This is a genomic window from Cellulomonas sp. P24 (assembly GCF_024704385.1).
GTDB lineage: Bacteria > Actinomycetota > Actinomycetes > Actinomycetales > Cellulomonadaceae > JAJDFX01.
Genome location: NZ_JAJDFX010000002.1, coordinates 428,496 through 453,490 on the forward strand (window position 1 = coordinate 428,496; position 24,995 = coordinate 453,490).

Genomic DNA, 24,995 nt, shown 5'->3' on the forward strand with positions numbered 1-24,995 from the left:
ACCGGTGCCAGGGCCCTGTCACCACTCGGAGGCGTACGGCGTCGCGGTCGCACCGCTCGGGGCGATCCCGAGCTCCTGGAGGGCGTAGGACGCGATCTCGGAGAACACCGGAGCCGCGACCGTTCCGCCGTACTCCGAGGTCCTCGGGTGGAACACGACCACGCTCACGGCGAGACGCGGCTTGTCGGCCGGGACGATCCCGATGAACGACGCGGTCATGTTGGTCAACCCACCCGACTTGTCGGCCCCCTGCGACGTCCCCGTCTTGCCGGCCACGAGGTACCCGGAGATCTGGGCCGCGGTGCCGGTGCCGGCGTCGACCACGCTCTCCAGCATCGTGAGGACCTCGTGCGCGGTCTTCTGGGAGATGACGCGGGTCTCCGTCGGGACGACCGGGTGGTAGGTCCCGTCGGCATCGGTCACCCCCTTGACCAGGTGCGGCGCGACGTGGACCCCGCCGTTGCCGATCGTCGCGAACACCCCGGTGTCCTGGACAGCGTTGACGGCGACCCCCTGACCGAACAGGACGTTGTACTCGGTCCGACCGTCCCACTGGTCCGCAGGGTGCAGGATCCCCGCCGTCTCACCGGGGAGCCCGACGCCGGTCGCGGTGCCGAACCCGAACTTCTTCAGGTAGTCGTACCGGACCTGCTTCGGGAGCTGGCGGCCGATCATCACCGCTCCGATGTTCGACGACTTCGCAAGGATCCCCGTCATCGTGAGCCGCTCGAGACCGTGCACCTCGGCGTCGTGGACCGTCCCCGCCGCACCCAGGTCGAGCTGCCCGGGGATCTCGTACTGGCTGGTGGGCGTCCCGATCCCCTCTTCGAGCGCGGCGGACATCGTGATCACCTTGGCGGTCGACCCCGGCTCGAACGCGTTCGACACCGCGCGCGAGCCGCGCAGCGCCGCCGGGGTCGCCCCAGGGTCGTTCGGGTTCACGGAACCGGAGTCCACGAGCGCGAGGATGTCGCCGTTCGTCACGTCGTACACGACAGCGGCCGCACCGTCCGCCTGGGTCTTGGCGACCATGGCGTCGACGGCCGTCTGAGCCTTGTACTGCAGGTCCCGCAGGATCGTCAGCTGGACCGAGGCGCCGGGCTTGGCCGGGGTCGTCTTGTCGTAGCCGCCCGGGATCTTGACGTAGCCCATCCCGCGCTCGTACGTCTCCGAGCCGGCGGTCCCGGAGAGCTCGGAGTTGAGGCTGTACTCGATCCCTGCCTGCCCCTTGCCGTCCGCACCGACGAAGCCGATGACGTTGCCGCCCACCGCACCGGCCGGGTAGACGCGCTCGGTCGTCCGCTCGGCGTTGATGCCGGGGATCGCCAGCTCCATGACGGCGTTCCGGACCTCGGGCAGGACGTCCTTCTTGAGGATCACGTACCGACGGTCTCCGACGAGCTTCGCCCCGAGCTCGGCAGGGTCGAGCTCGAGCAGCGGCGCGAGGGCTGCTGCCGCGCCGGCCGGGCCGCGCTGGTCCGGCGTCGTCGCGGACGTCGGGTCCCAGGAGGCGATGAGCGTCTGGTCCGCGGTGATCGTGTACCGCTCGACGGACACCGCGAGAGCCACCCCGTTGGCGTCCGTGATCTCACCCCGGTCGGCGGGGAGGGTCGTCGTGGTCAGTCGGTCGTCCAGAGCGACCTGGGCGATCGCCGGCCCCTTGATCGCCTGGACGTACACGAGACGACCACCGAAGACCGCCATCACCGCCAAGGTGATCACTGTCAGGATCGCCTGTCGCCGCTCCGGAGCACCCACCCGCGCACGACGCCGGGCCGCGTTCCGGGCTGCCCTCGCTACCTTCGCCGCGTGAGGCGACTGGACGGCACGAGCAGCACGGGCGGCGGGACCGGGCGTGCGACCTGCCGAGCGACCGGCACCGGTGCCGCGCCCGACGGGCGAGCCGTGCGTCGTGCCGCGGTCGGACGCCGGTCGCCGCCCCTGTCCGCGCACGCCGTCCCGCGGTCCTGGCACTCTCCCCTGGCTGCCGGGCCGCGGCGCAGGGGTGCGCCGCACCCGGTCGCGCGGTCCCTCGTCGTCGTGCGCCATCAGTGCGCCGCCGCCGGGGTGCCGAGGACCGCGCCGTCCGAGAGCCGGAGGAAGGCGAGGCCCGGTGCGGGGACCATGCCGAGCGCCTGCGCCGCGGCGGCCAGCTCGGCCGGCGACGCCTTCGCGTCGAGCGCGGTCGAGAGCCCCTGCTCGTCACGTGCGAGGGACGCCAGCTGCCGGGTCAGGTCGTGGGCCTCGTAGGCACCACGCGCCATGCTCGTGTTGAGCAGCAGAGCGCCGAGCAGCGCCGCCGCCAGGATGGACATGCAGAGCAGGACGAACGGCACCCGGGTGCGCTCGTGCGCGGGTGCGTGCACGACCCGCAGCCGTGGTCGCGGCGCGGGTGTCGCCCGTTGCGGGGCCGGACGCGGGGCCGGCGCGAACTGTGGCAGTGCGCTCACGACGACGCCCCCTTTCGACGGGTGTTGGTGGATCGGTTCGGGCGGAGGTGGTCGGGGGTCGGGCGGAGTCGTTCGGCGGCACGGAGCCGCACCGACTGCGACCGGGGGTTGCGGGCGATCTCGGCGGCGTCGGCCTCCTCGGCCCCGCGGGTGACCGCCCGGAGGAAGGGGCGGTGCGTCTCGGGCTCGACCGGCAGGTCGACCGGTGCGCTCGAGACGGCGCCGAGTGCGATCGCCCGCTTGACGAGACGGTCCTCGAGGGAGTGGTACGCCTCGACGACGATCCGCCCGCCGACGGCGAGCGCCTCGATCGAGGCCGGCAGCGCGCGTTCGAGGGTCTCGAGCTCCCCGTTGACCTCGATCCGCAGCGCCTGGAACGTCCGCTTGGCCGGGTGCCCACCGGTCTTGCGTGTCGCGGCCGGGATGCTCGCCTGCAGGATCGAGACGAGCTCGCTCGTCCGCTCGAGCGGACGCCGTTCACGCGCCGCCACGACGTTGCGTGCGATGCGCTGGGCGAACCGCTCCTCGCCGTACTCGCGCAGCACCCGGGTGAGCGCGCGCTCGTCGTAGGTGTTGAGGATGTCGGCGGCCGTCACGCCGCGCGATGCGTCCATGCGCATGTCGAGGGGCGCGTCCTGGGAGTACGAGAAGCCGCGCGCGACCTCGTCCAGCTGCAGCGAGGAGACCCCGAGGTCCATCAGGACGCCCTCGACGTGCGGGACGCCGAGACGGTCCAGGACGCCGAGGATGTCGTCGTACACCGCGTGCACGGCGGTGAACCGCTCGCCGAACCTGGCCAGTCGGCGCCCGGCGAGCTCGAGCGCCTCCGGGTCGCGGTCGAGGCCGACCACGGTGACCTCGGGGAACGCCTCGAGGACCGCCTCGGTGTGCCCACCCATGCCGAGGGTCGCGTCCACCATCACCGCACCGGGGTGCTGCAGTGCGGGCGCCAGGAGCTCGACGCAGCGCGCGAGCATCACGGGGGTGTGCCGGGCGGCCGCCTCGTCTGGCTGCTCGCTCATCGGTCCTCCTCCGTGGGCCTCGTGGTGGTGCGGATCGTGCGTGACGCGAGGCAGGTCGCGTGCCGTGATGGATGGTCGGACGGCCCCTCCGCCGTCCGACCAGGTCCCCCACCGGCCCTCTGACGCCGGGGAAGTGCGTCAGAACGGACGGGAGGAGACCTCACCGGAGGGCGATGAGGAGGTCACGGGACCATGTGGCGCCCCACCTCCTCGGCCGTCGTGGCGTAGCCCTCTTCCTGCTCAGCCAGGTACGACTCCCAGGACGCGAGGTCCCAGAGCTCGACGCGGGCACCCATGCCGATCACGGCCACGTCGCGGTCGAGGCCGGCATACGCGCGCAGAGGAGCCGGGATGGAGATGCGGCCCTGCTTGTCCGGCAGCTCGTCACTGGCACCGGACAGGAACACGCGCTGGTAGTCACGCGCCTGCTTCGAGGTCACCGGCGCCTGCCGGATCTCCTCGTGCATGCGGCGGAACTCGTCGAGCGGGAGGAGGAACAGGCAGCGCTCCTGCCCACGCGTGACGACCAGTCCAGGGGCCAGGTGGGCACGGAACTTGGCCGGAAGGATCAGCCGGCCCTTGTCGTCGAGACGTGGCGTGTACGTCCCCATGAAGGGGAGGCCGGAGCCGAGTGCGCCGAGGGACGACTCGATGCTCATCCGCGCACCTCCCCCCACGACTCCCCGGCCCTCCCGGTTGCTCCACGGTACTCCACATTCCTCCACCGTCAACGAGATGTGCGCCGTTCCACTGCGTCCGAACGGGTGAACTCGCAGGTCAACGGCGGTGGTGGGAAGTGGAGGAGATCGAGGGGCCGGACGCCCCTCTCCCTCGGCAGGCAGGCGTTGACCTGCACCGATGCCATCCCGACGCCCCGACGCCACGCGCCAGGACCGGACAGGCGTCCGCGACGGGGCACCGCTGGAGTCCGGCGTGGAGCGAAGTGGAGGGCTCGGGGTCGACGGCACCGTGCCCCGCGCGATGGGGTGGCCGTCCGCTCCCGGTTCGACGGATCACCATCTACGCTCGGAGCAGTCGGAACAGAGGAGTCCCGTTGCTGCAGCCCACGCCCACCGCCGACCAGCTCGACGAGCTGGTCGACGTGACCGGCCGGATCATGACCGGCGTCGAGACCGTGCTGTCCGGACGGCCCGACCTCGTCCGCCTGACCGTCGCCGTCCTCCTCGCGGAGGGTCACCTCCTGCTCGAGGACGTACCAGGCGTCGGCAAGACCACCCTCGCCAAGGCGCTCGCGCGGACCATCGACTGCACCGTCGGCCGGATCCAGTTCACCCCGGACCTGCTGCCGAGCGACCTCACCGGCGTCACGATCTACCGGTCCGAGTCCCACGAGTTCGAGTTCCGTCCCGGGCCGATCTTCTCCCACATCGTGATCGGCGACGAGATCAACCGCGCCTCGCCGAAGACGCAGTCCGCGCTCCTCGAGTCGATGCAGGAAGCCCACACGACGGTCGACGGGACGACCTACGCGCTTCCACGCCCGTTCCTGGTCATCGCCACCCAGAACCCGATCGAGATGGAGGGGACGTACCCGCTCCCCGAGGCCCAGCGAGATCGCTTCATGGCACGCCTCGCCATCGGCTACCCCGGCGCCCAGGCGGAGCTCGAGATGCTCGAGCGGCAGGAGACGACCGACCCGCTCGACCACCTCCATGCGGTCACCGACGCGGCGACGGTCCTCCGTCTCATCACGGTCGCGCGCAGCCTGTACGCCGCACCTGCCGTCAAGCGGTACGTCGTCGCGCTGGTCGAGGAGACCCGCCAGGACGACGGCCTCCGGCTCGGCGCCTCGCCACGCGCGGCGATCCAGCTCCTGCGAGCGGCCAAGTCGCTCGCGGCCATCAACGGGCGCGACCATGTCCTTCCGGACGACGTCCAGACCCTCGCCGAGCCGGTCCTCGCGCACCGTCTCCTGCCGAGCACCCAGGCGCGACTCGCAGGCCGGTCGCCGGCCGACACCATCCGGGACCTCGTCGCGCGTGTCCCGCTCCCGACGTACGCGCCGGGATCGCTCGACGCGGCGCGCGCCCGGCGGGCCACCGGCTGATGGATCTCCGGCCGACCACGCGCGGCTGGGCTCTTGCGGTCGCCGGTGCTGTCGCCACCGTCGTCGCCGTCGCACTCGGGTCGGAGGACCTCGCCCGCGCAGGAGCTCTCCTCGTGGTGCTCGTCGTGGTGTCCGCCGTCGCGGCCACCGTCGAGCACCATCTCGCACATCGGAACCTCCAGGTCCGCCGCACGATCACCCCGTCGACCCTGAGCGTCGGCCGGCCCGGGCACGTCACCGTGCACATCACCCCGATGCCCGGCCACCGTGCGCAGCTCGGCAGGCTCCGGCTCCGTGAACGCGCGGCGGTCGAGCTGTCGAACGGGCAGCCGATCCGCGCGACGGTCACCCGCCGACCACGCGAGCTGGCGCTCGCCTACGGGGTTCACGCCTCCCGCCGTGGCCGGTGGCCGATCGGCCCGATCACCGCGACCGTCGGCGACCCGTTCGGGCTCTTCACCCGGTCGCAGACCCTCGGTCGCGCCGTCGACGTCGCCGTGTGGCCGCGCGTGGTCGACCTCGACGTCCCACCAGGTGGTCTGAGCAGCGACCCCGACACCGCGGCGCGAGGAGCGCGCACCCCGTCCGCGGACGACGCCTCCCTCCGGGTCTACCGCCCGGGGGACGACCTCCGCCGCGTGCACTGGGCCTCGAGCGCGAAGCGCGGGACGCTGCTGGTCCGGAACGACGAACGGTCGGGCAAGAGGCCGGTCACCGTTCTCCTCGATCTCCCGGTCGACGACGTCGGCGTCGAGTGGTCGATCTCACTCGCGGCGTCGATCGCGCTGGCGATGCTGCGGTCCGGTCACCCGGTGCGGTTCCTCCCCACCGGGGACCCAGGGACCGCCGGGCCACGCCTGACTCAGGTCCATGCCCATCCGCCGCGGAACGACGCCGCGGTGGCGAGCCTGCTCGACGCCACGATCGACCTCGCAGGGCCGGTCACGAGCGAGCAGGGCGAGGCGCAGCTCCTCGACGCGGCAGAGGTCCTCGCGACCCACGACCCGTCGGAGACAGTCATCGCCGTGGTCGGTCCGATGACGCCCCAGGCGCGCACCGCCCTCGCCGCAGCCGTCGGCCCCGGGCACGGCTGGGCCGTGATCCGCACCCACGACGCGAGCACCGCCGAGACCGGGACGACCCAGGACACCCGCACCGCGCTCCTGCACGCGGGCTGGTGGACGTCGCTCGCCTCACCCACCTCGGACCTGACCGAGACCTGGGACACGCTCGTCAGGACCCGCCCGTGAACGCGCCCGCGAGCCTGACGCGGTCCGTCGTCGTGCAGATCGCGTGCGTGGCGATGGTCGCCGGTGGGCTGGGGGCGCTGACCGCCGCGGTCGAACCGGGGCGCTGGATCGTCATGGCGTTCGCCGCGGTCACCGCCATCGCGGCCATGGTCGGGCTGCTGCGCCGCGGTTCACGTCACGCAGCGATGCCGACCCTCGCAGGTCTCGCCCTGAGTGCGCTCGGGCTGCTCCTCGGCTACGGCGGCCCTGGAGGCGCTGCCCAGCTGCTCCTCGACGCAGGGACCCTCGGACGCGTGGTCGCGACCGCCCACGAGGCGGCCACGCAGGCCAACGCCTCCTTCCCGCCGATGCCGTCGTCCCGCCCCATCGAGATGCTCGTGGTGGCCGGCGCCCTGGCCGTGTATCTGCTGCTCGACGCGGTCGCGGTCGGCCTCCGGGCCCCGGCATGGTCCGGCCTTGTCGCCCTGGGCCTGTGGGTGCCGACGACACTGCTCGTGCTCCCGGCTCCTCTGTGGGCCTTCGTCATCTCCGCCACCGGCTATCTCCTGCTGCTCGCGGCGAGCACCGCCTCCGGCTCGAACGCAGCGAACAGCCTCGCGGAGCGGGCTCGGGTGACATCCTTCACGGCCCGGTACATCGCCGCGGTCGCGGCGGCGACGCTCCTGGTCGCCCCGGCACTCACGCACCTCCCGATCTGGGCGAGCGTGACCCTCCCGACGCTCGGAGGCGATGTCGGCGGGCCCGTGCGCATCAGCTCGGACCTCGACCTCCGCGCCGATCTCGGTTCCCGGTCCGGTCAGGTCATCCTCACGTACACCACGGCCGCACCCGATCTCGGTCCGCTTCGGGTGTTCACCATGACGAACTTCAACGGCCGGTCCTGGAGCGATCCCGACAGCCCGGCGAACGATCTCGTCCCCGTCGTCCCGGGAGAGCAGCTCGTTCCCGTCGGTGTGGACGCGCCGGCACCGGCCAGTGCTGCGGTGCGCGTCACGATCGCCCGTCTCCAGGACGTGCACCTGCCGATCACGATCTCACCGCGATCGGTGACGATCGGCGGGAGGTGGGAGTACGACGCGACCCGTGACCAGGTGATCGGCCGCCAGACCACGTCGGCGGGCCTGACGTACTCGATGTCGGCGAGCATCCCGACCTGGACCTCCGCCGAGCTCGCGGCCGCGGGGCGAGGCGGCGACGTGCCGGCAGAGGCGCTCGACGTCCCCCTGACGAGCCGGACGGCCGCGGTTCGTGAGGTTGCCCAGCGGGTCACCGCCGGAGCGACGACGCCGTACGAGCAGGCTGTCGCACTGCAGAACTACTTCCGCGACACCCGCAACTTCACCTACGACACCACAGTCGCCCCTGTCACGTCCGACGACGCGGTGTGGGACTTCCTCCAGGAGAAGCGCGGGTACTGCGTCCACTTCGCGACCGCGATGACCGTGATGGCGCGCATGCTCGGCATCCCGGCGCGCATCGCGGTCGGGTTCCTGCCGGGGCAGCCGACCGGCACCACGTACACCGTCACCGGCAAGCAGACACATGCGTGGCCCGAGCTCTACTTCGCGGGCGCCGGATGGGTTCGGTTCGAGCCCACACCGGCCGTGCAGACGGGGCTCGCACCGGCCTGGACGTCTCCCGGAACGGCGCCGGCCGCCTCACCGTCGCCGTCGGCCACGGCCGACAGCGCCCCGGTGCCGACCTCGTCCGCTCCGACGACCGCACCTGCTGCCGGCGCTGGTGGCGCCACGGGGTCGGTCTCGTCGTGGCCCGCGGGCTGGCCGTGGATCGGGGGGCTCGTCCTGCTCGGTTCCGCGCTCGGCCTCGTCGGACTGCGTCGGCACCGCCGGCGCACGACGATCGATCCGGAGGAGGCGTGGGCGTCCCTGCGGCGACGGACGTCCGGGGCGGGCGTGCAGTGGACCGACGCGAGCACGCCTCGTGCCGTGGTCGCGGCGGTGACCCGGCGTGTCAGCGAGCTGGGTGGGGCACTGAGCGACGAGGAGCTCGCCGCTCTGCGTTCGCTCGCGGCGGCCGTCGAGGACCTTCGTTACGCGCCGCGCCCGGCCGAACCGGGCGGCGTCGACCTCCGTCGGCACGTCGACGCGGTGGCCTCGGCCATCAGCCGTGCGGTCAGCGGTCGCCCTGCTCGCGACGCCGGTCCCACCGTTCTTCCATCCGCGCCATGAAGGTGCGTCCCCGTGACGCCGACTTGCGCGCCGGCTTCACTCCGCGGACCTTGCCGTTCTCAACCACACCGCGCGGGCCGGAGCGCCGGGGACCGGCGAAGGCGAACGTCACGGCGGAGAACATCACCACGAAGCCGAGCACGCCCAGCCACCAGGCGGGACGAGAGACGCCGGCCACGAGCAGCAGCATCCCGAGCGTCGCACCGACTCCTGCGAGCACGTAACGGCTCACGCCCCGGTGCCGCCGAGTCGTGAGCGTGTTGGCGAGCCGAGGGTCATCAGATGAGAGCTGCCGCTCCATCTGCTCCAGTACACGCTGCTCGTACTCGGAGAGAGGCATTCCTACCCCCGTCACTCCCACACTGGGACTCTTCACGATCAGGATAGATCGAGCGTAGGACTGATGGTAGTCGGAAGTTCTGAGCGCCCGACCGCCGCGAGCGATCCCGGTGCGATCGCACCTCGTCCGAAGCGGCTCCGGACAAGATCGACCACGCGGTCCGCACCTCGTCCGGCCGCATGCGTGTCGTCGTCCGTCAGGGCCAACGCCTCGTCCAGCGTCGGCTGGCTCATCCGCTCCGACGCCGCAGCGAGTCCTTCGACCCGCACGCCCACCAGCCTGACGGGAAGACCACCGAGGTCCACCGTTGCCAGCAGGTCCCGCACGGTGAGGTACAGCTCTCGGCTGACGTCGCTCGGCGTCGGCAGCGTGCGTGACCGGGTGAGCGTGCGGAAGTCGCTCGTCCGCACCTTCACCGAGACCGTGCGCGCGACCAGACCCAGCTCACGAAGCCGGCTCGCGCACCTGTCCGTGAGGTCGAGCGCCGCCGTCTGCACACGCCCCATGTCGTGCTCGTCCCGGGCGAACGTCGTCTCCGCACCGACGCTCTTCTCCCTGCGCACCGGGCTCACCGGGCGCGGGTCACGCCCCCAGGCGAGGTCGTGCAGGTGCGCTCCTGCCACGCGCCCGACGGCGCGCTGCACGGTCGCGACATCGCTGTCGGCGATGTCGGCCACCGTGGTCATGCCCCAACGCGCGAGAGCGGCCTCGGTTCGCTCACCCACCCCCCACAGAGCGCCGACCGGGAGCTCACGAAGATAGGCCACCGTCGCGTCTCGCGGGACGAGCATCACGCCGTCGGGCTTCGCATGTCCCGACGCGATCTTCGCGACGAACTTCGTGCTCGCGATGCCGACCGAGCAGCCGATCCCGTGCCGACGGCGCACGTCCGACCGGATCCTCTCGGCGATCACCGTCGGTCTGCCGAGCCGCCTCCGCGCGCCCGACACGTCGAGGAAGGCCTCGTCGACACTCACCTGCTCCATGACGGCGGTGACGTCACCGAGGATCTCCATGACCGACCGTGACACCTCACGGTAGGCGGACATGTCGGGCGGGATCACGACGGCCTGGGGGCACAGCCGCCGCGCGACCGTCATCGGCATCGCCGAGTGGATCCCCCAGGCGCGCGCCTCGTAGGTCGCTGCGAGGACGACAGCCCGCTCGGAACCGCCCACGATCACGGGCAGCCCCTTCAGCTGCGGTCGACGGGCGAGCTCGACGGACGCGAAGAACGCGTCCATGTCGACGTGGAGGATCGAGCAGCCGTCCTCGTCGGTCCCCCAGCTGCGCCGGGACGACGACGGCCGTGGGCCCCTGCTCACGGAGGACCTCCGGCAGACCGGAGAGCCGGCAGCCAGGTGAGCGGACCCACCGTCCTGCGGGCGCGCGCCCCCCCTCGCCACTCGCGTCACGGCACGTCCTCCTGTGGTGCATCCGCACCGACGACGGTCGGTCACGACGCACGCAGCGCCAGGACGGCGCCGTGCTCTGACGTGCCGTCCGCGAGGATCCGCCGGACCTCGTCGACGAAGTCCTCCGCGTCGCACAGCAGGGACTCCGCGCTCTCGGGCGTCACCGCATCGAACCGCCCGGCCTCGATCGCCGTCCGCGTCCCGGCCCCTGCTGCGAACCGGTCCGCCCAGTCGCTCAGCTCCGGTGCCACGACCCTGAGCATCTCCCACACGGTCCGCGGAGCCCGGCGACCCGACGGGCGGCCGTGGAAGGCGACGACGGCGGCGGCCGCTCGCAGCGCTGCCAGATGGGCATGGCCGAACCGCTCCCAGCTCTCGGGAGCGAACTGCGCGGCGACGAGCTCGGCATCTGAGCGCGCGAGCAGCGCAACGGACGCGGCCGACCCGACGCTCGTCGCACCGGCGGCGGTGCGTGACCGTGACCGGACGACCTGGCGCTCGCTCATCTCTCCTCCTCCGTGTCTCCCCGACACCAGTCTCGAACACCTGTTCGAAGGAGTCAAGAGGAGGGGCGGCGGCACGGTGTCTACCGTGGTGCCGTGGCACATCGCTCCGTCCGCCCGTCCCGGCTCCCAGGACCACTGTCGACCCGACCACTGACACGCGAGCCCGCGTGGCCCGCCGGACCGGTGGCGATCAGCACCGGCACCGTCGAGCTCCAGCGCGACCGCGACGACCCTCGGTCGGTCACGGTCGTCGTCAACGGTGTCCCGAGCTCCTCGCTGCACCTCGACGACCCGGCACGCCTCGACTTCGAGTACATGCAGCAGATGGCGGTGTTCGTCGCGCACGCGGCCCCGCCTGCCACCGCGCTCTCGGTGGTCCACCTGGGTGCCGCCGGGTGCGCGTTCGCCCGGCACGTCCACGCCACGCGTCCCGGCTCGCGTCAGACGGCCATCGAGCTCGACCCGACCCTGGCCGAGCTCGTGCGGGCATGGTTCTCGCTGCCCCGATCCCCCGCGCTCCGGATCCGCGCCGGCGATGCGCGAGAGGTGCTTCGCCTGCTCCCGGACGCGAGTGCCGACGTCGTCGTCCGCGACGTCTTCGCCGGCGACCGCACCCCGTCGCACGTCACCACCCGACAGTTCCTGCACGACGTGGCCCGCGTGCTCCGGCCCGGCGGCCTCTACCTCGCGAACTGCGCCGACCGACCGCCCCTGGCGCAGGCCCGGTCCGAGGTCGCCACCGCACTCGCGGTCATGGCAGACGTCGCCCTCGTCGCAGAACCGGGCCAGCTCCGCGGGCGCAGGTACGGGAACCTCGTGATCGCCGGCATCACGAGGGGTTCGTCGCCCGGTGCCGAGGCCCTGCTCGGGCGGGCCGACGTCGCACGCGAGCTCCGGTCGCTGCCGGTCCCCGCGCACGTCGTGCACGGCACCGAGCTGGTGGCCTTCGCCGCGACCGCCCCGGTCCTCGAGGACCCTTCGCCACCTGCCGAGACCGTGCGCCCATGAGCCGACGCGTCGCCGACGCGCGAAGGCCGCGCCACCCAGTGGGTGACGCGGCCTCCGTGCATGCTCGAGGACCAGCGCTCCGAGTCAGAGCGGGCGGACCTGCTCCGCCTGGGGACCCTTCGGGCCCTGGGTGATCTCGAACTCCACGCGCTGCCCCTCGTCGAGAGAGCGGTAGCCCTGCGTGTCGATGGCCGAGTAGTGGACGAAGACGTCGGCGCCGCCGTCGTCCTGGGCGATGAACCCGTAGCCCTTCTCAGCGTTGAACCACTTGACAGCACCCTGTGCCATGTTCCAGTCCTTCTGTCCATCCGGTGGCGACGCCAGGCACAGCACCGTGGCGTCGTGCCGCAATGCCTTGTCCCACGTCCTGCACCGGGTGGACCAACCCGAACGGGCTGGAGGTGCCACTGCCTGTCGTGGCGCCGGTCAAGCGTCAGTTCGTCACTGCAACACGCTCGATCTTGGCATGTTCGAGGGTTCGAGCGCCATCGTTTCGCGGAAGTGCACCCGTCCGGTCACGCTCACGACGTACCTGCGCGCGGCCTTACCGGGCGCTGTCGTCGCCGCCCTGCTGCGCCAGGAACCGCTCGAACTCCGCCCCGATCTCGTCCGCCGTGGGGATCTCCGAGGTGTCCGACAGCAGGTTCGACCGGGCCCGCCCGTCCGTGAACGCGTCGTACTGCTGCTCGAGCGCCCGCACCACGGCACCGACCTCGGAGGAGCCCTCGACCTGCCGCTCGATCTCCGCGAGGGCGTCAGCAGCCGGGCGTTCGAGGGCCTTCACGTCCAGCTCGAGACCGGTCGCCCGCTCGACCGCCTGGAGCGCGGTGATGCTCGCCTGCGGGTAGGAGGACTGCGCGAGGTAGTGCGGGACGTGGATCGCGAAGCCCATCGCGTCGTGCCCGGACTGGCCGAGCCGCAGCTCGACGAGCGACGCCGCGCTCGCAGGCACCTGCACGGTCCCGAGCCACGACACGTGGTCCGCCACGAGCTCGGCACGGGTGGCGTGCGCGGTGAACGACAACGGGCGGGTGTGCGGGATCCCCATCGGGATGCCGTTGATCCCGATCGTCAGCGGCACGTCGAACCGCTCGACGAGCTGCCGGACGGCCGCCGCGTAGCGCTCCCACTGGACGTCGGGCTCGATGCCGTGGAGCAGCAGGAACGACCGGCCCGCTGCGTCCGACACCACATCGAGCACCAGCTCCGGTTCCGCGTAGGAGCTCCAGGTCGTCGAGTCGAAGACCATCATCGGCCGACGCGACCGGTAGTCGATCAGCTGGTCGACGTCGAACGTCGCGAGCCGTCGGGACCCGAAGGTCTCCCGGAGGTGGTCCGTCGCGACCTGCCCGGCTCCGCCGGCGTCGACGAAGCCGCTGACGACGTGCAGGAGCACCGGGCCGACGCCCGCCTGCTCCTCGGAGCTCTGCTGGAGCTCGGCGGCGACGTCCTCGTCGACCTCGTAGATCAGGTTCGGGTCACGCATGGTTCATCCTCCGGTGCAACGGGCGGCAAGGGTCGGCGGACGACGCCGCTCGCGGGATCTGTCCCGCGAGTCGTGTAACGCATGCGGCAGGGCCCGACATTCCGCCCGCACGGGGCGAGCGGCCCGACACCCGCCGGTCGTGCCCGAGCTCACCGACCGTTCAGGTGCCGCGACGACCTCCGGTGTCGGATAATGGTCAACCCTCTGCCGCGTGCAGGGGTCATGCGCGACATCCACGAGCGGGAGCGATCGGTTGACAGGCAGGGACGCGGATGTGCAGGGGCGGCTGCAGCAGGAGCTCGAGGCAGAGCAGGCCGTCGTCGACGTGCTCTACGCACGACTCGACGGCCTGCGGGCGCAGACCCGCGAGCGCCTGCGCGCGGTCCGCAGGACCGGGCCGTCGGGTTCGCCGCAGAACCGGAGCGAGCGCGACGCGTTCGCGACCCTCTACGAGGACCGCCTCGCTCAGCTCGAGGCCGTCGAGGACCGGCTCGCGTTCGGTCGGCTCGACCTCGTCGACGACTCCGCGCACTACATCGGTCGCATCGGGCTCAACGACGAGAACCACACCTCGCTGCTCACCGACTGGCGGGCACCCGCGGCCCAGGCCTTCTACCGGGCGACGTCGGCGCACCCGGACGGGGTCAGGCGGCGACGTCACCTCGTCTCGCGCCGTCGGACCGTGACCGGGGTCGAGGACGAGGTGCTGGACCTCTCGCTGCTGGTCGACGACTCGGGTGCGCAGACCCCCGGAGCAGGTGCGGTCCTGGCGGGCCTCTCGGGAGAAGGAGCGCTCCTCGCGGCGCTCGCGGCCGGTCGGACCGGGCACATGGGCGACATCGTCGCGACGATCCAGGCCGAGCAGGACGCGATCATCCGGTCCGAGCTCGCCGGGACGCTCGTCGTCCAGGGTGGCCCCGGCACCGGGAAGACGGCGGTCGCCCTCCACCGGGCCGCCTACCTGCTCTACGCCCACCGACGGCTGCTCGAGCGCTCCGGCGTGCTGCTGATCGGGCCGAGCCGCACGTTCCTGCACTACATCGACCAGGTGCTGCCGTCGCTCGGCGAGACCGGCGTCGTCACGACGACGATCGCCGACCTGTTCCCCGGGGTGTCGGCCCGCGGCGAGGAGGACCCTGCCACCACCGCGCTCAAGGGACGGCTCACGATGGCGCGTGTGATCGAGCGCGCGGTGCGGCAACGGCAACGCGTCCCGCAGCACGAGACGGTGGTCCGGGTCGACGGGCGAACGATCGTCATCAGTCCGACGGACATCCAGGCAGCGATGAACCGGACACGTCGGCACCCCCGGCCCCACAACCTCGCGCGGGTGACGTTCGTGCGCGAGATGCTGCACCGGCTCGCCGAGCAGTACGTCGGTCAGCTCGGGTACCCGATCGCACCGGAGGAACGCGGCGAGATCATCGAGGAGCTCCGGACGACCCGAGAGGTCCGGATCGCACTCAACCTCGCCTGGATGCCCCTGACACCGGAGAAGCTCGTCGACGACCTGCTCAGCCGACCTCACCGCCTCGAGGCCGCGGCCCCTGATCTCCGACCCGAGGAGCGGGCGCTCCTGCTCCGAGCCCCCGGATCGCCGTGGACGGAGTCGGACGTCCCGCTCCTGGACGAGGCCGCGGAGCTGCTCGGCGAGGACGACCAGGCGTCGCGCGCGCTGGCGCACGCCGATGCGGAACGTCGTGCCGGGGAGCTCGAGTACGCCCGTCAGGTGCTCGAGTCGACCGGGGGCAACGGGATCGTCTCGGCAGAGCTCCTCGCCGACCGGTTCACGAGCACCGGGCCGGTGCTGACGACGGCCGAGCGCGCGGCCGCCGACCGGTCGTGGACCTACGGCCATGTGGTCGTCGACGAGGCACAGGAGCTCTCCGCGATGGCGTGGCGCATGCTGCTGCGCCGGGTCCCGACCCGGTCGATGACCGTCGTCGGCGATGTCGCCCAGACCTCCTCGTCGGCGGGGGCGCACTCCTGGCGGGCGAGCCTGGACCCCGTGCTCCGGCAGTCCTGGCGACTCGCGGAGCTCACGGTGAACTACCGCACGCCGGCGGTGATCGCCGATGCAGCGCAACGCATGGCACGCGCCGCGGACCTCCCGGTCAGCACCGTGACGTCGGCGCGGACGACACCCGACTCGCTCGTGATCGACCACCTCGGGCCCGGTGCCACCGTCGGTGCAGCGCTCCCGGACGCGGTGGTGCGTCATGTGCGTGCGGCCCTGGAGTCCGTGGCCGACGGCACCGGCGCGGGTCGCGTCGCGGTGATCGGCACGTCGCCCGATCTCGAGGCGGTCCAGTCCGCCGTCGACGCCGACGCCTGGCTCAGCTCGCTCACGCGGGCGTCGCAGGGTGGGCGCGGCGTGGACCTCGACGCCGCCGTGACCCTCCTGACACCGCGGCAGAGCAAGGGGCTCGAGTTCGACGTCGTCGTCCTGGTCGAGCCCGCCCACGTCCTCGAGGTCGGCGCGGGTGACCTCTACGTCGCCATGACGAGGCCGACGCGCCAGCTGCGTGTCGTGCACCGCGCGCCACTTCCCGACGGGTTCGCGGACCACACCTGATCGGGGCACCTCATGGTCGGCCAGGAGTGCTCACGAGTCGGCACAGCTGATCTGGCCGATCAGCGCCAGCCCCTCCCGGTCGCCTGGGCCGAGCTCGGTCACCGTGCCCGCTCGCGGCGCCATGAGCTCGGTCGCGTCGTCGACGTGATCGAGCCCAACGACGTGCGCGAGCTCGTGCGTGAGGATCGCCCGGGCGCGCTGGTAGCCGCCGGGCTGACCGAGGATCGCCGTGATGTCCGGGGCGTCGAGCAGGACGCGTCCGGCGGCGAGGAACGAGCGGTCTCCGCGAGGTGCGGGGACGACGCTCGAACCACCGAGACCGACCACCTCGCCCGCGAGATCGGGTGAGTCGGTCGCGTCGGACCAGGCGAACAGCACCGGCGCCCACCCGCTGCCGTACCGCGGCTGGATGGGCAGGCGGTCGTCGACCAGAGGCTCGTCGGTCGTCCCGAGGGACACGAAGGACAGCCCGGTGGCCGCCTGGATGGAGGCGACGGCGTCGGCGACCAGGGCGTCGGCCTCGGAGGGGGCACCGGTCGTCCGCATGACGTACCGGATCGGGAGGCACGGGTCGTACCCGACCGGGCTGCCGTCCGGCGCCGTGTACTCGAACGCGTAGGAGCCCGTCGTCGTGACCGGGACGGCCGGGAGCAGCCGCTGCCCGTCCGGCGACCCCGCCGGGACGACCGTCACGCGTCCGTCGAGCCACAGGACGTTCCGGGGCCCGCTGATGTCGAGCACCGCGGTCAGCACACCGGTCGTCCACAGCAGCGCGACGACCGAGAGGACCAGCATCGCCAGGAGGAACCGGTTGACGCGCGGACGACGCCGCGCGGCAGGCACAGGACCGGGGACGAGGACGCCCGTCTGCCACGCAGGGACGGCGGTGTCCCTGCGTCGACGGCGCGACATCGGCATCACCGCACCAGTCTGGCAGCGCGACCGCCCGGAGGCGGGCCGTCCGAGGGACGGAACTCAGTTGGGACCTGGCCCGGTGCGGGAGCACCATAGGGGCGTGCTACGCGCCCTCCTTCTCGAGAACCTCCATCCGCTCGCCACCGAGATCTTGACCGCCCAGGGGATCGAGGTGGTCAACCGGACCGGTGCACTCGACGAGAACGAGCTGATCGCCGCGCTCGACGGGGTGCACCTCCTCGGCATCAGGTCGAAGACCCAGGTCACCGCACGCGTGCTCGAGCATGCGCCCGACCTGATCGGCCTCGGGGCGTTCTGCATCGGCACCAACCAGATCGACCTCGGGACCGCCGCACGACGCGGTGTCGCGACCTTCAACGCGCCGTTCTCGAACACCCGGTCGGTCGTCGAGATCGCTCTCGCGGACATCATCTCGTTGACCCGTCGTCTGACGGTGTTCGACCGTGAGATGCACCAGGGCATCTGGAACAAGTCCGCGATCGGCGCGCACGAGGTCCGTGGCCGGACGCTCGGGATCATCGGCTACGGCAACATCGGGACCCAGCTCTCCGTGCTCGCCGAGAACCTCGGGATGTCGGTCGTCTTCTACGACACGTCCGAGAAGCTCGCGCTCGGCAACGCCCGCCGGATGAGCTCGATGGACGAGCTGCTCGACGCCGCCGACATCGTCACGTTGCACGTCGACGGACGGAGCGGCAACGCCGGCCTCTTCGGCGCCGAGCAGTTCGCGCGGATGCGGCCGGGGTCGATCTTCCTCAACCTCTCCCGTGGGTTCGTGGTCGACTACTCCGCACTGCGGGAGGCGGTGCTCTCGGGTCACGTCGCCGGCGCAGCGGTGGACGTCTTCCCGGTGGAGCCCAAGCGCAAGGGCGACCCGTTCGAGTCCGACCTGATCGGGCTCCCGAACGTCATCCTCACCCCGCACACCGGCGGCTCGACCGAGGAGGCCCAGGAGGCGATCGGCCGCTTCGTCGCGACGAAGCTCCGGGACTACCTGACGACGGGGTCGACGACGCTCAGCGTCAACCTGCCCAACCTGGCACTCGACCAGGCGTCCGGTGCCCATCGCCTCGCGTTCCTGCACCACAACACCCCGGGTGTCCTCGCCGCGGTGAACGCGATGCTGGCCGATCACGACGTCAACATCGAGGGCCAGCTGCTCGCCACCCGTGGCGAGATCGGCTACGTCGTCACGGACGCCGACTCCGGGCTCGACCCCGCGGTCGCCGAGTCGGTCGCGGAGGCGCTGACCGGCCACCCGCAGTCGATCCGCCTGCGCGTCCTGTCCTGAACCTCAGGCACGCGCACGAACGCGCCCGGTGCCTGGCACCGGGCGCGTTCGCACATCTCCCCGAGCCCGTGCGGCCTGCCGCGAGGTCCGCGCGGGCACCGTGGACTCAGGCCGAGCCTGCGCGACGCCGGAACGTCCGCTGCGACGGCCCCGTGGTCTCGGGGCCATGGACGTTGCCCGTGTTCCGCTGACCGTCAGCAGTCCGGTGCGCGGCCGCGTTCTTGCGGTCCAGGGCCTCCCGGAACTTCGCCTTGGCGTCCTGAGCCGGTGCCGTCTCGGCGTGCTCGTCATCCTGCTGCGCCATGGTGATGCCTCCTGATCGGTGCGTGACGGCCGAAGGTCGACGGCCTCGGCACTAGCCTGACCATTCACGCTCGTGGACGCCAATCGATATCGCGCGACCGTGCCCGCGGCCTCGTCGACGGCGTCCGCCGATCAGCCGAGCAGGAGGGTTCGCAGCTCCTCGACCGTCCCGACGACGTGGTCCGCACCCGCCGTCTCGAGCTCGTCGGCGGCGGCGAACCCCCACCCGACCCCGATCGCGACGAGCCCGTTCTCGTGGGCGCCCTCCACGTCATGACGGCGGTCGCCGACCATGACCGCACGTGAGCGGTCCGTGGCACCGACGCGCTCGAGCACGTCGGCGACGACCTCGCCCTTGGTCCTCGTCACCGGGAGCCGCATGCCGCCGATCACCGTGAAGTGCGTGTCGAGCCCGAAGTGCCTGAGCGTCTCGACACCCTGGTCCTCCGGCTTCGCTGTCGCGAGTGCGAGGGCCGCACCCGCCGCGACCAGCTCTGCCAGGAGTGCCTCGATGCCCGGGATGACCACCGCCTGGTACAGGCCGACCGCGACGTGTCGCTCGCGGTACGCGGCCACGACCGCGTCGACCTCGGACGCGGGCACCCCGAGGCGCTCCAGGTTGTCCACGATCCCGGGCCCGATGACCCAGGAGAGGTCCACGTCGTCCGGCACCGGACGACCGACCTGCGCCAGTGCGTACCGGTAGGAGCCGGTGATCCCGACGTACGGGTCTGTCACGGTGCCGTCGAGGTCGAGCAGGACGTGGTCGAAGCGCACCGGGTGAACCTACCTCCTCTCTCGACGCGCCCGGCGCCGCGGTCCACGACTGCCGTCCCGGACGCACCGGCGTACCGTCGTGCCATGCACGTCGCCTCAGCGGACCGCTACGACTCGATCCCCTACCGACGTGCGGGCCGCAGCGGGCTGAGTCTCCCGGCGATCTCGCTCGGGCTCTGGCAGAACTTCGGCGAGGGCGACCCGTACGACCGTCAACGCGAGATCGTGCTCCACGCGTTCGACCGTGGGATCACCCACCTGGACCTGGCGAACAACTACGGCCCGCCGCCCGGCTCGGCCGAGTCGTCGCTCGGCCGCATGCTCGCCCAGGATCTCCGCCCGTACCGCGACGAGCTCGTCATCTCGACCAAGGCCGGCTACCGGCAGTGGCCCGGTCCGTACGGTGAGGGCGGGTCGCGGGCGTACCTCCTGCGGTCGCTCGACCAGTCGCTCCGCCGGTTGGGTCTCGACCACGTGGACGTGTTCTACAGCCACCGGTACGACCCCACGACCCCGCTCGAGGAGACACTCGGCGCCCTCAAGACCGCAGTGGACTCGGGACGAGCGCTGTACGCAGGCATCTCGTCGTACTCCGCCCGGAGGACCTCAGAGGCCCTGGCCGTGGCGGCACAGCTCGGCCTCACCCTCACGCTGCATCAGCCGTCGTACTCGATGCTCAACCGCTGGATCGAGCGGCCCGACGTGAGCGGCCGGTCACTGCTCGACGTCGTCGGCGACGTCGGCCTGGGCATGATCGTGTTCTCCCCGCTCGCTCAGGGCATGCTCACGGACCGGTACCTCGACGGGATCCCGGCCGGATCCCGGGCGGCGCGGGACGGCTCGCTGCAACGTCGTTTCCTCAGCCCGGAGAACCTCGGTCATGTCCGCGCCCTCGACGCCATCGCACGACGTCGGGGCCAGACCCTCGCGCAGCTGGCCTTGGCCTGGGCGCTGCGCGACGAACGGATCACGGCCGTCCTCCTCGGCGCCAGCAGCCCCACCCAGCTCGACGAGAACCTTGCCGCGCTGGACTACCTCTCGCTCACGCCGCAGGAGCTCGCCGAGATCGAGGACCACGCGGTGGACGCGGGCATCAACATCTGGGCGCCTCGGTCGAGCGATCTGTGAGCGGCGCCGAGGCACTGTCGAACGGGCCGGCACGGTCGACGAGCGGCGCGACGCCAGGCTCGCTCCGGCTTCTTGTTACCGCCTGGTAACTTACGGTCCCGTAAGTTAGGCTGGACGTGTGATGCCGTATACGGACCGCCCCTGGCTTGCGTCCTACGCCCCCGACGTCCCGGCCGACATCGAGGTTCCGGACGAGCCCGTCACGCGCGCACTGGCGCGGACCGCGACGGACCTCCCCGACCGCGTCGCCGTCGACTTCGAGGGACGCACCACGACGTACCGTGAGCTCGCCGAGCAGGTGGACCGCGCCGCAGGGGCACTGCTCGCGCTCGGCGTCCAGCCCGGTGACCGCGTCGCGATCGCTCTCCCGAACTGCACGTCGCACGTGGTCGCCTTCTACGCCGTGCTGCGGATCGGCGCCGTCGTGGTCGAGCACAACCCGCTGTACACCGCGAGCGAGCTCGCCCACCAGCTCGCCGACAGCGGTGCGACCGTCGTCGTGAGCTGGGAGAAGACCGCCCCACGCGTGCTCGAGGTGCGCGAACGGACACAGGTGCGCACCGTCCTCTCGGTGGACGTGAGCCGGGATCTTCCGTTCATGAAGCGACTTGCCCTTCGGCTCCCCGTCTCCCGCGCCCGCGACGTCCGTGCGGCGCTCTGCGGCACGACGCCGGCCGGCGCCCTCCGCTGGCACGACGTCCTCGCGCACGCCACGCCGATGCCGGCGGAACACCCGGAACCCCGCTCGGCGGACATCGCCCTGCTGCAGTACACGGGAGGGACGACCGGCACCCCCAAGGGCGCGGTCCTCACCCACCGGAACCTGGTCGCGAACGCACTTCAGGGCGCCGCGTGGACCGGCGTCCGGCCAGGCCAGGAGCGAATCATCGGGGCGCTCCCGTTCTTCCACGCCTTCGGCCTCACGCTCTGCCTCACGTTCGCCACCCGCGTCGGTGCCACGCTCGTCGCCTTCCCGAAGTTCGACGCCGAGGCCGTCCTCGCCAGCCAGCGACGCCACCCGGCCACGTTCATGCCGGGTGTGGCGCCGATGTACGAGCGGCTCGCCCAGCTCGCCGAGACACGCCACGTCGACCTGAGCTCGATCCGCCTCGGCATCGCCGGGGCGATGCCGATCCCTGCAGCGACGGCCGAGCTCTGGGAACGCGTCACCGGCGGCCTCCTGATCGAGGGCTACGGCATGACCGAGACCTCGCCGGTGGTCCTCGGCAACCCCTGCTCCGCGCAACGTCGCCCCGGCATGCTCGGACTGCCGTTCCCGAGCACCGAGATGCGCGTCGTGGACGTCGACGACTCGTCCGTCGACGTCGCTCCTGGTGAGCGCGGCGAGCTCCTCGTTCGCGGACCCCAGGTGTTCACGGGCTACTGGCACCGACCGGAGGAGACCGCCGAGGTTCTGCTCCCCGGCGGTTGGCTGCGCACGGGCGACGTCGTCGTGGTCGAGGAGGACGGCTTCACGCGCCTCGTCGACCGCACCAAGGAGATGATCGTCACGGGTGGGTTCAAGGTGTACCCGTCTCAGGTCGAGGACCGGCTCCGGCTCATGCCCGGCGTCGCGGACGTCGCCGTCGTCGGCATGCCGGGCGGAGACCTCGGCGAGAAGGTCGTCGCTGCGGTCGTCCTCGCCACGGGAGCCACCGGCGTCGATCTCGCCGCGATCCGCGAGTGGGGTGCGGAGCATCTCGCCCGGTACGCCCTGCCGCGCGAGCTGGTCATCCTGCAGGAGCTACCGCGCTCAGCGATCGGCAAGGTCCTGCGCCGCGTCGTGCGCGACCAGCTGACGAGCCCGGCCACGGCGGTCGTCTGAGGTGAGCGACGCGGTCGTCCGAGCCGGACGACCCGGTCGGCCACCGTTCCGGTACGTTCCGTGCCGGCTCCCTCGGCCGCGCATCGATCGCCGGTGCTACGCGCTCCCGCTTCCCTCGCTCACGGCACGGCCGTCCGAGCCGGCCTCCGCATCCCGCTCCGACCGCAGCACGGTGATCGCCGCCTCGAAGTCCTCGAGCGAGTTGAACGCCTGGTAGACGCTCGCGAACCGGAGATAGGCCACCTCGTCCAGCTCGCGGAGCGGCCCGAGGATCGAGAGACCGATCTCATACGCGTCCAGCTCGGCACTTCCGTTGCTGCGAAGCGTCTCCTCGACGCGCTGAGCGAGAAGGGCGAGGTCGTCCTCGCTCACCGGGCGCCCCTGGCACGCCTTGCGTACCCCGTTCACGATCTTCTCGCGACTGAAAGGCTCAGTCGCTCCGGATCGCTTGACGACCGACAGGCTCGCGGTCTCCACCGTGGTGAACCGACGATTGCACTCCGGGCACTGACGCCGTCGACGGATCGAGGACCCGTCGTCGGACGTCCGTGAGTCCACCACGCGCGAGTCCCCGTGCCGACAGAACGGACAGTGCACCGAAAGCCCCTCACTCCGTCGTCGCGGCACGCCGCTGGGCGACGCGCTCCGCGAGGCTCCCGACCATGCGCCGTGATCTCCGCATGCACCTGCGAGATCCTCTATCTGGGGGCACGATCGATCGCTGACCACAAGATGTTGATTGACCTTAGGACCAGCAGCGTCGGCGCGCAAGACCGTACGTCCGGGGCGCAGCGCAGATCGTCACCATGCGGAGCTCGGCCCGACCGCCCGGGCCGTCACAGCCGGTCGCGGAGACGCGTGCACGCTCATGACGCCGCGACACTCGCACGACAGCGACTCTCACGAGAGAGCAGGGATCAGGATCTGCTCGCCGGCTCGCAGGTCGACCGACGACATCCGATTGAGCTCTTCGAGGCGGAGCACCACGTCGCGGACGTCCTCCCCGGGGGTCGTGACGCGCGAGGCGATCTGCCAGAGCGTGTCACCCGACGCCACCGTGTACAGCTCGACCTGGAGCGGGCCGCTGTCGTCCGCCGCCGCCGCTCGACCGGCCAGCAGGAAGACTCCGACCACCAGAAGGGCGATCAGCCCTCCCACACGTCGGCCGCGGGCGGTCAACCTCATCCGCGCAGCAGGTGCGGCCGCCTCACGCGACGCCGCGCCCCGCTCACCACGCGAGGACGGTGCGGGGCCGCTCTCGACCCCCGGCCGTCGAGACGTCGTCCGCCGAGTCGTGGCGTCCGTCCGGACGATGCGAGGCGAAGTCACCACAGCGCTCATCGTCGGTCCCTTCCGCAACCCCATGGGGGTCAGCATCTCCATAGTCGAACACCTGTACGACGTACATCTGTACGAAGGTCTACCACCACGCGCCGACATTTGTCGAGACACGCTCGAACACCTGTTTGATCCGGACCGTGTTCCGCCCTAGGCTCTCGAACCGAGGACAGCGGATCACGAGCCACTGACACACCCCGCGCAGGGCAGCTCGTCCGGCAGGTCAGCACCGATGACCGACCGGTACGCGCAGGCGGGCACCAGCGGCGGGAGAAGGAGACCGGGATGGCAAGACGCGAGACCCCCGCGGGCGGAGACCCGGACCAGGCGGAGGCGTCGATCGCCTCCGTCCACGCCCTCCCGGACGGCTCCGCGGACGCCGACGGCCTGACACCGCGTCAGCGTCTCGTCCTCGACACGATCCGCAGCTCGGTCGAGCGCCGCGGGTATCCCCCGAGCATGCGCGAGATCGGCGACGCCGTCGGGCTCACGAGCCCGTCGAGCGTCAAGCACCAGCTCACGACCCTCGAGCGCAAGGGCTACCTGCGTCGGGACCCCAACCGCCCACGCGCGATCGAGGTCATGCACCCTGACGACTCGCGCGCCATCACCCCGCTCGCCGGGCAGCCGTGGTCGCGCCCCGACGAGCTGGGCACCCTCGGCGAGGAGGCCCTCGCACCGCGCGACGGTACGCCGACGCCGTCCTACGTCCCGGTGGTGGGCCGGATCGCCGCCGGCGGTCCGATCCTCGCGGAGCAGGTCGTGGAGGACGTGTTCCCGTTGCCGCGCCAGCTCGTCGGCGACGGCGACCTCTTCCTGCTCCGCGTCGCGGGTGACTCGATGATCGATGCGGCCATCTGCGACGGGGACTGGGTGGTCGTCCGGCGGCAGCCGGTGGCCGAGAACGGCGAGATCGTCGCGGCGATGATCGACGGCGAAGCCACCGTCAAGACGTTCCGGCGTCGCGACGGGCACGTCTGGCTGATGCCGCACAACCCGGCGTACGACCCGATCCCCGGCGACGAGTCGCTCGTCCTCGGTCGCGTCGTGAGCGTCCTGCGCAGCCTCTGAGACCAGGTCTCTCCTGC

General features: G+C 71.7%; 23 protein-coding genes. 9 read left to right on the top strand and 14 right to left on the bottom strand.

All coding sequences use genetic code 11. The features are described from left to right. Nucleotides 1–18: 18 nt before the first annotated feature. From LJB74_RS02115 to mraZ, 4 genes are all read right to left on the bottom strand, one after another. A complete protein-coding gene (locus tag LJB74_RS02115; protein ID WP_259306978.1) occupies nt 19–1,758 on the bottom strand; it encodes a penicillin-binding protein 2 in 1,740 nt (579 codons plus the stop codon). A gap of 290 nt (nt 1,759–2,048) precedes the next feature. Continuing rightward, the gene (locus LJB74_RS02120) at nt 2,049–2,450 is read right to left on the bottom strand and encodes a hypothetical protein (RefSeq protein WP_259306979.1); all 402 of its coding nucleotides are present in this window, start codon (nt 2,448–2,450) and stop codon (nt 2,049–2,051) included. Then, nucleotides 2,447–3,472, bottom strand: a complete 1,026-nt coding sequence (rsmH, locus tag LJB74_RS02125) for a 16S rRNA (cytosine(1402)-N(4))-methyltransferase RsmH (protein WP_259306980.1) — start codon at nt 3,470–3,472, stop codon at nt 2,447–2,449. The genes LJB74_RS02120 and rsmH overlap by 4 nt, the downstream gene beginning before the upstream one ends. 182 nt (nt 3,473–3,654) lie before the next feature. After that, complete coding sequence (gene mraZ, locus LJB74_RS02130) at nt 3,655–4,131, bottom strand: division/cell wall cluster transcriptional repressor MraZ (protein WP_259306981.1); 477 nt, start codon at nt 4,129–4,131, stop codon at nt 3,655–3,657. A 395-nt stretch (nt 4,132–4,526) separates the two neighbouring features. Here mraZ and LJB74_RS02135 point away from each other — a divergent pair, with 395 nt between their 5' ends. Genes LJB74_RS02135 through LJB74_RS02145 form a run of 3 tightly spaced genes read left to right on the top strand, consistent with a single transcriptional unit; the run spans nt 4,527 to nt 8,979 of the window. Further along, nucleotides 4,527–5,540: a MoxR family ATPase gene (locus LJB74_RS02135; protein WP_259306982.1), complete on the top strand. Its 1,014-nt coding sequence runs from the start codon at nt 4,527–4,529 to the stop codon at nt 5,538–5,540. Beyond that, nucleotides 5,540–6,790: a DUF58 domain-containing protein gene (locus LJB74_RS02140; protein WP_259306983.1), complete on the top strand. Its 1,251-nt coding sequence runs from the start codon at nt 5,540–5,542 to the stop codon at nt 6,788–6,790. The genes LJB74_RS02135 and LJB74_RS02140 overlap by 1 nt, the downstream gene beginning before the upstream one ends. Beyond that, nucleotides 6,787–8,979 carry a DUF3488 and transglutaminase-like domain-containing protein gene (locus LJB74_RS02145; protein WP_259306984.1) on the top strand — a complete coding sequence of 731 codons (2,193 nt, stop codon included), beginning with the start codon at nt 6,787–6,789 and terminating at the stop codon, nt 8,977–8,979. Before LJB74_RS02140 ends, LJB74_RS02145 begins: the two co-directional genes overlap by 4 nt. Here LJB74_RS02145 and LJB74_RS02150 read toward each other — a convergent pair. From LJB74_RS02150 to LJB74_RS02160, 3 genes are all read right to left on the bottom strand, one after another. Next, entirely contained in the window at nt 8,924–9,319 is a 396-nt protein-coding gene (locus LJB74_RS02150) for a DUF3040 domain-containing protein (RefSeq protein WP_259306985.1), read from the bottom strand. The genes LJB74_RS02145 and LJB74_RS02150 overlap by 56 nt on opposite strands. A 38-nt stretch (nt 9,320–9,357) precedes the next feature. Then, nucleotides 9,358–10,644 carry a DNA polymerase IV gene (gene dinB, locus LJB74_RS02155; RefSeq protein ID WP_259306986.1) on the bottom strand — a complete coding sequence of 429 codons (1,287 nt, stop codon included), beginning with the start codon at nt 10,642–10,644 and terminating at the stop codon, nt 9,358–9,360. Nucleotides 10,645–10,775: 131 nt separating this feature from the next. Then, entirely contained in the window at nt 10,776–11,240 is a 465-nt protein-coding gene (locus tag LJB74_RS02160) for an SAV_6107 family HEPN domain-containing protein (protein ID WP_259306987.1), read from the bottom strand. 93 nt (nt 11,241–11,333) lie between these two features. On the opposite strand from LJB74_RS02160, the gene LJB74_RS02165 reads away from it, so the two are divergent. Beyond that, nucleotides 11,334–12,248: a spermidine synthase gene (locus tag LJB74_RS02165; protein WP_259306988.1), complete on the top strand. Its 915-nt coding sequence runs from the start codon at nt 11,334–11,336 to the stop codon at nt 12,246–12,248. 84 nt (nt 12,249–12,332) lie between these two features. Here the strand turns inward: LJB74_RS02165 and LJB74_RS02170 are convergent, their stop codons facing one another. Next, complete coding sequence (locus LJB74_RS02170; RefSeq protein ID WP_259306989.1) at nt 12,333–12,536, bottom strand: cold-shock protein; 204 nt, start codon at nt 12,534–12,536, stop codon at nt 12,333–12,335. Between the two features lie 256 nt (nt 12,537–12,792). After that, complete coding sequence (locus LJB74_RS02175) at nt 12,793–13,734, bottom strand: proteasome assembly chaperone family protein (RefSeq protein WP_259306990.1); 942 nt, start codon at nt 13,732–13,734, stop codon at nt 12,793–12,795. A gap of 253 nt (nt 13,735–13,987) precedes the next feature. Between LJB74_RS02175 and LJB74_RS02180 the strand changes: the two genes are divergently transcribed. Then, the gene (locus tag LJB74_RS02180; protein ID WP_259306991.1) at nt 13,988–16,309 is read left to right on the top strand and encodes an AAA family ATPase; all 2,322 of its coding nucleotides are present in this window, start codon (nt 13,988–13,990) and stop codon (nt 16,307–16,309) included. Nucleotides 16,310–16,339: 30 nt separating this feature from the next. Here LJB74_RS02180 and LJB74_RS02185 read toward each other — a convergent pair whose 3' ends face one another. Next, the gene (locus LJB74_RS02185) at nt 16,340–17,230 is read right to left on the bottom strand and encodes a peptidase (protein WP_259306992.1); all 891 of its coding nucleotides are present in this window, start codon (nt 17,228–17,230) and stop codon (nt 16,340–16,342) included. A 94-nt stretch (nt 17,231–17,324) separates the two neighbouring features. On the opposite strand from LJB74_RS02185, the gene serA reads away from it, so the two are divergent. Beyond that, on the top strand, nt 17,325–18,536 hold the full coding sequence (serA, locus tag LJB74_RS02190; protein WP_259306993.1) for a phosphoglycerate dehydrogenase: 1,212 nt from the start codon (nt 17,325–17,327) through the stop codon (nt 18,534–18,536). Between the two features lie 106 nt (nt 18,537–18,642). Here serA and LJB74_RS02195 read toward each other — a convergent pair whose 3' ends face one another. Next, nucleotides 18,643–18,840 (bottom strand): DUF5302 domain-containing protein, encoded by a 198-nt coding sequence (locus LJB74_RS02195; RefSeq protein ID WP_259306994.1) that lies wholly within the window; start codon nt 18,838–18,840, stop codon nt 18,643–18,645. A 131-nt stretch (nt 18,841–18,971) separates the two neighbouring features. After that, nucleotides 18,972–19,616 carry an HAD hydrolase-like protein gene (locus LJB74_RS02200; protein ID WP_259306995.1) on the bottom strand — a complete coding sequence of 215 codons (645 nt, stop codon included), beginning with the start codon at nt 19,614–19,616 and terminating at the stop codon, nt 18,972–18,974. 84 nt (nt 19,617–19,700) lie between these two features. On the opposite strand from LJB74_RS02200, the gene LJB74_RS02205 reads away from it, so the two are divergent. Both LJB74_RS02205 and LJB74_RS02210 read left to right on the top strand, forming a co-directional pair. After that, nucleotides 19,701–20,744, top strand: a complete 1,044-nt coding sequence (locus LJB74_RS02205) for an aldo/keto reductase (protein WP_259306996.1) — start codon at nt 19,701–19,703, stop codon at nt 20,742–20,744. Between the two features lie 121 nt (nt 20,745–20,865). Further along, nucleotides 20,866–22,569: an AMP-binding protein gene (locus LJB74_RS02210; RefSeq protein WP_259310253.1), complete on the top strand. Its 1,704-nt coding sequence runs from the start codon at nt 20,866–20,868 to the stop codon at nt 22,567–22,569. 96 nt (nt 22,570–22,665) lie between these two features. Here the strand turns inward: LJB74_RS02210 and nrdR are convergent, their stop codons facing one another. Together nrdR and LJB74_RS02220 are read right to left on the bottom strand one after the other, a co-directional pair. Further along, nucleotides 22,666–23,166: a transcriptional regulator NrdR gene (gene nrdR / locus LJB74_RS02215; RefSeq protein WP_259306997.1), complete on the bottom strand. Its 501-nt coding sequence runs from the start codon at nt 23,164–23,166 to the stop codon at nt 22,666–22,668. A 303-nt stretch (nt 23,167–23,469) separates the two neighbouring features. After that, on the bottom strand, nt 23,470–23,754 hold the full coding sequence (locus LJB74_RS02220) for a LysM peptidoglycan-binding domain-containing protein (RefSeq protein WP_259306998.1): 285 nt from the start codon (nt 23,752–23,754) through the stop codon (nt 23,470–23,472). Between the two features lie 438 nt (nt 23,755–24,192). On the opposite strand from LJB74_RS02220, the gene lexA reads away from it, so the two are divergent. Then, the gene (lexA, locus tag LJB74_RS02225) at nt 24,193–24,978 is read left to right on the top strand and encodes a transcriptional repressor LexA (protein WP_259306999.1); all 786 of its coding nucleotides are present in this window, start codon (nt 24,193–24,195) and stop codon (nt 24,976–24,978) included. The last annotated feature ends 17 nt before the right edge of the window (nt 24,979–24,995 follow it).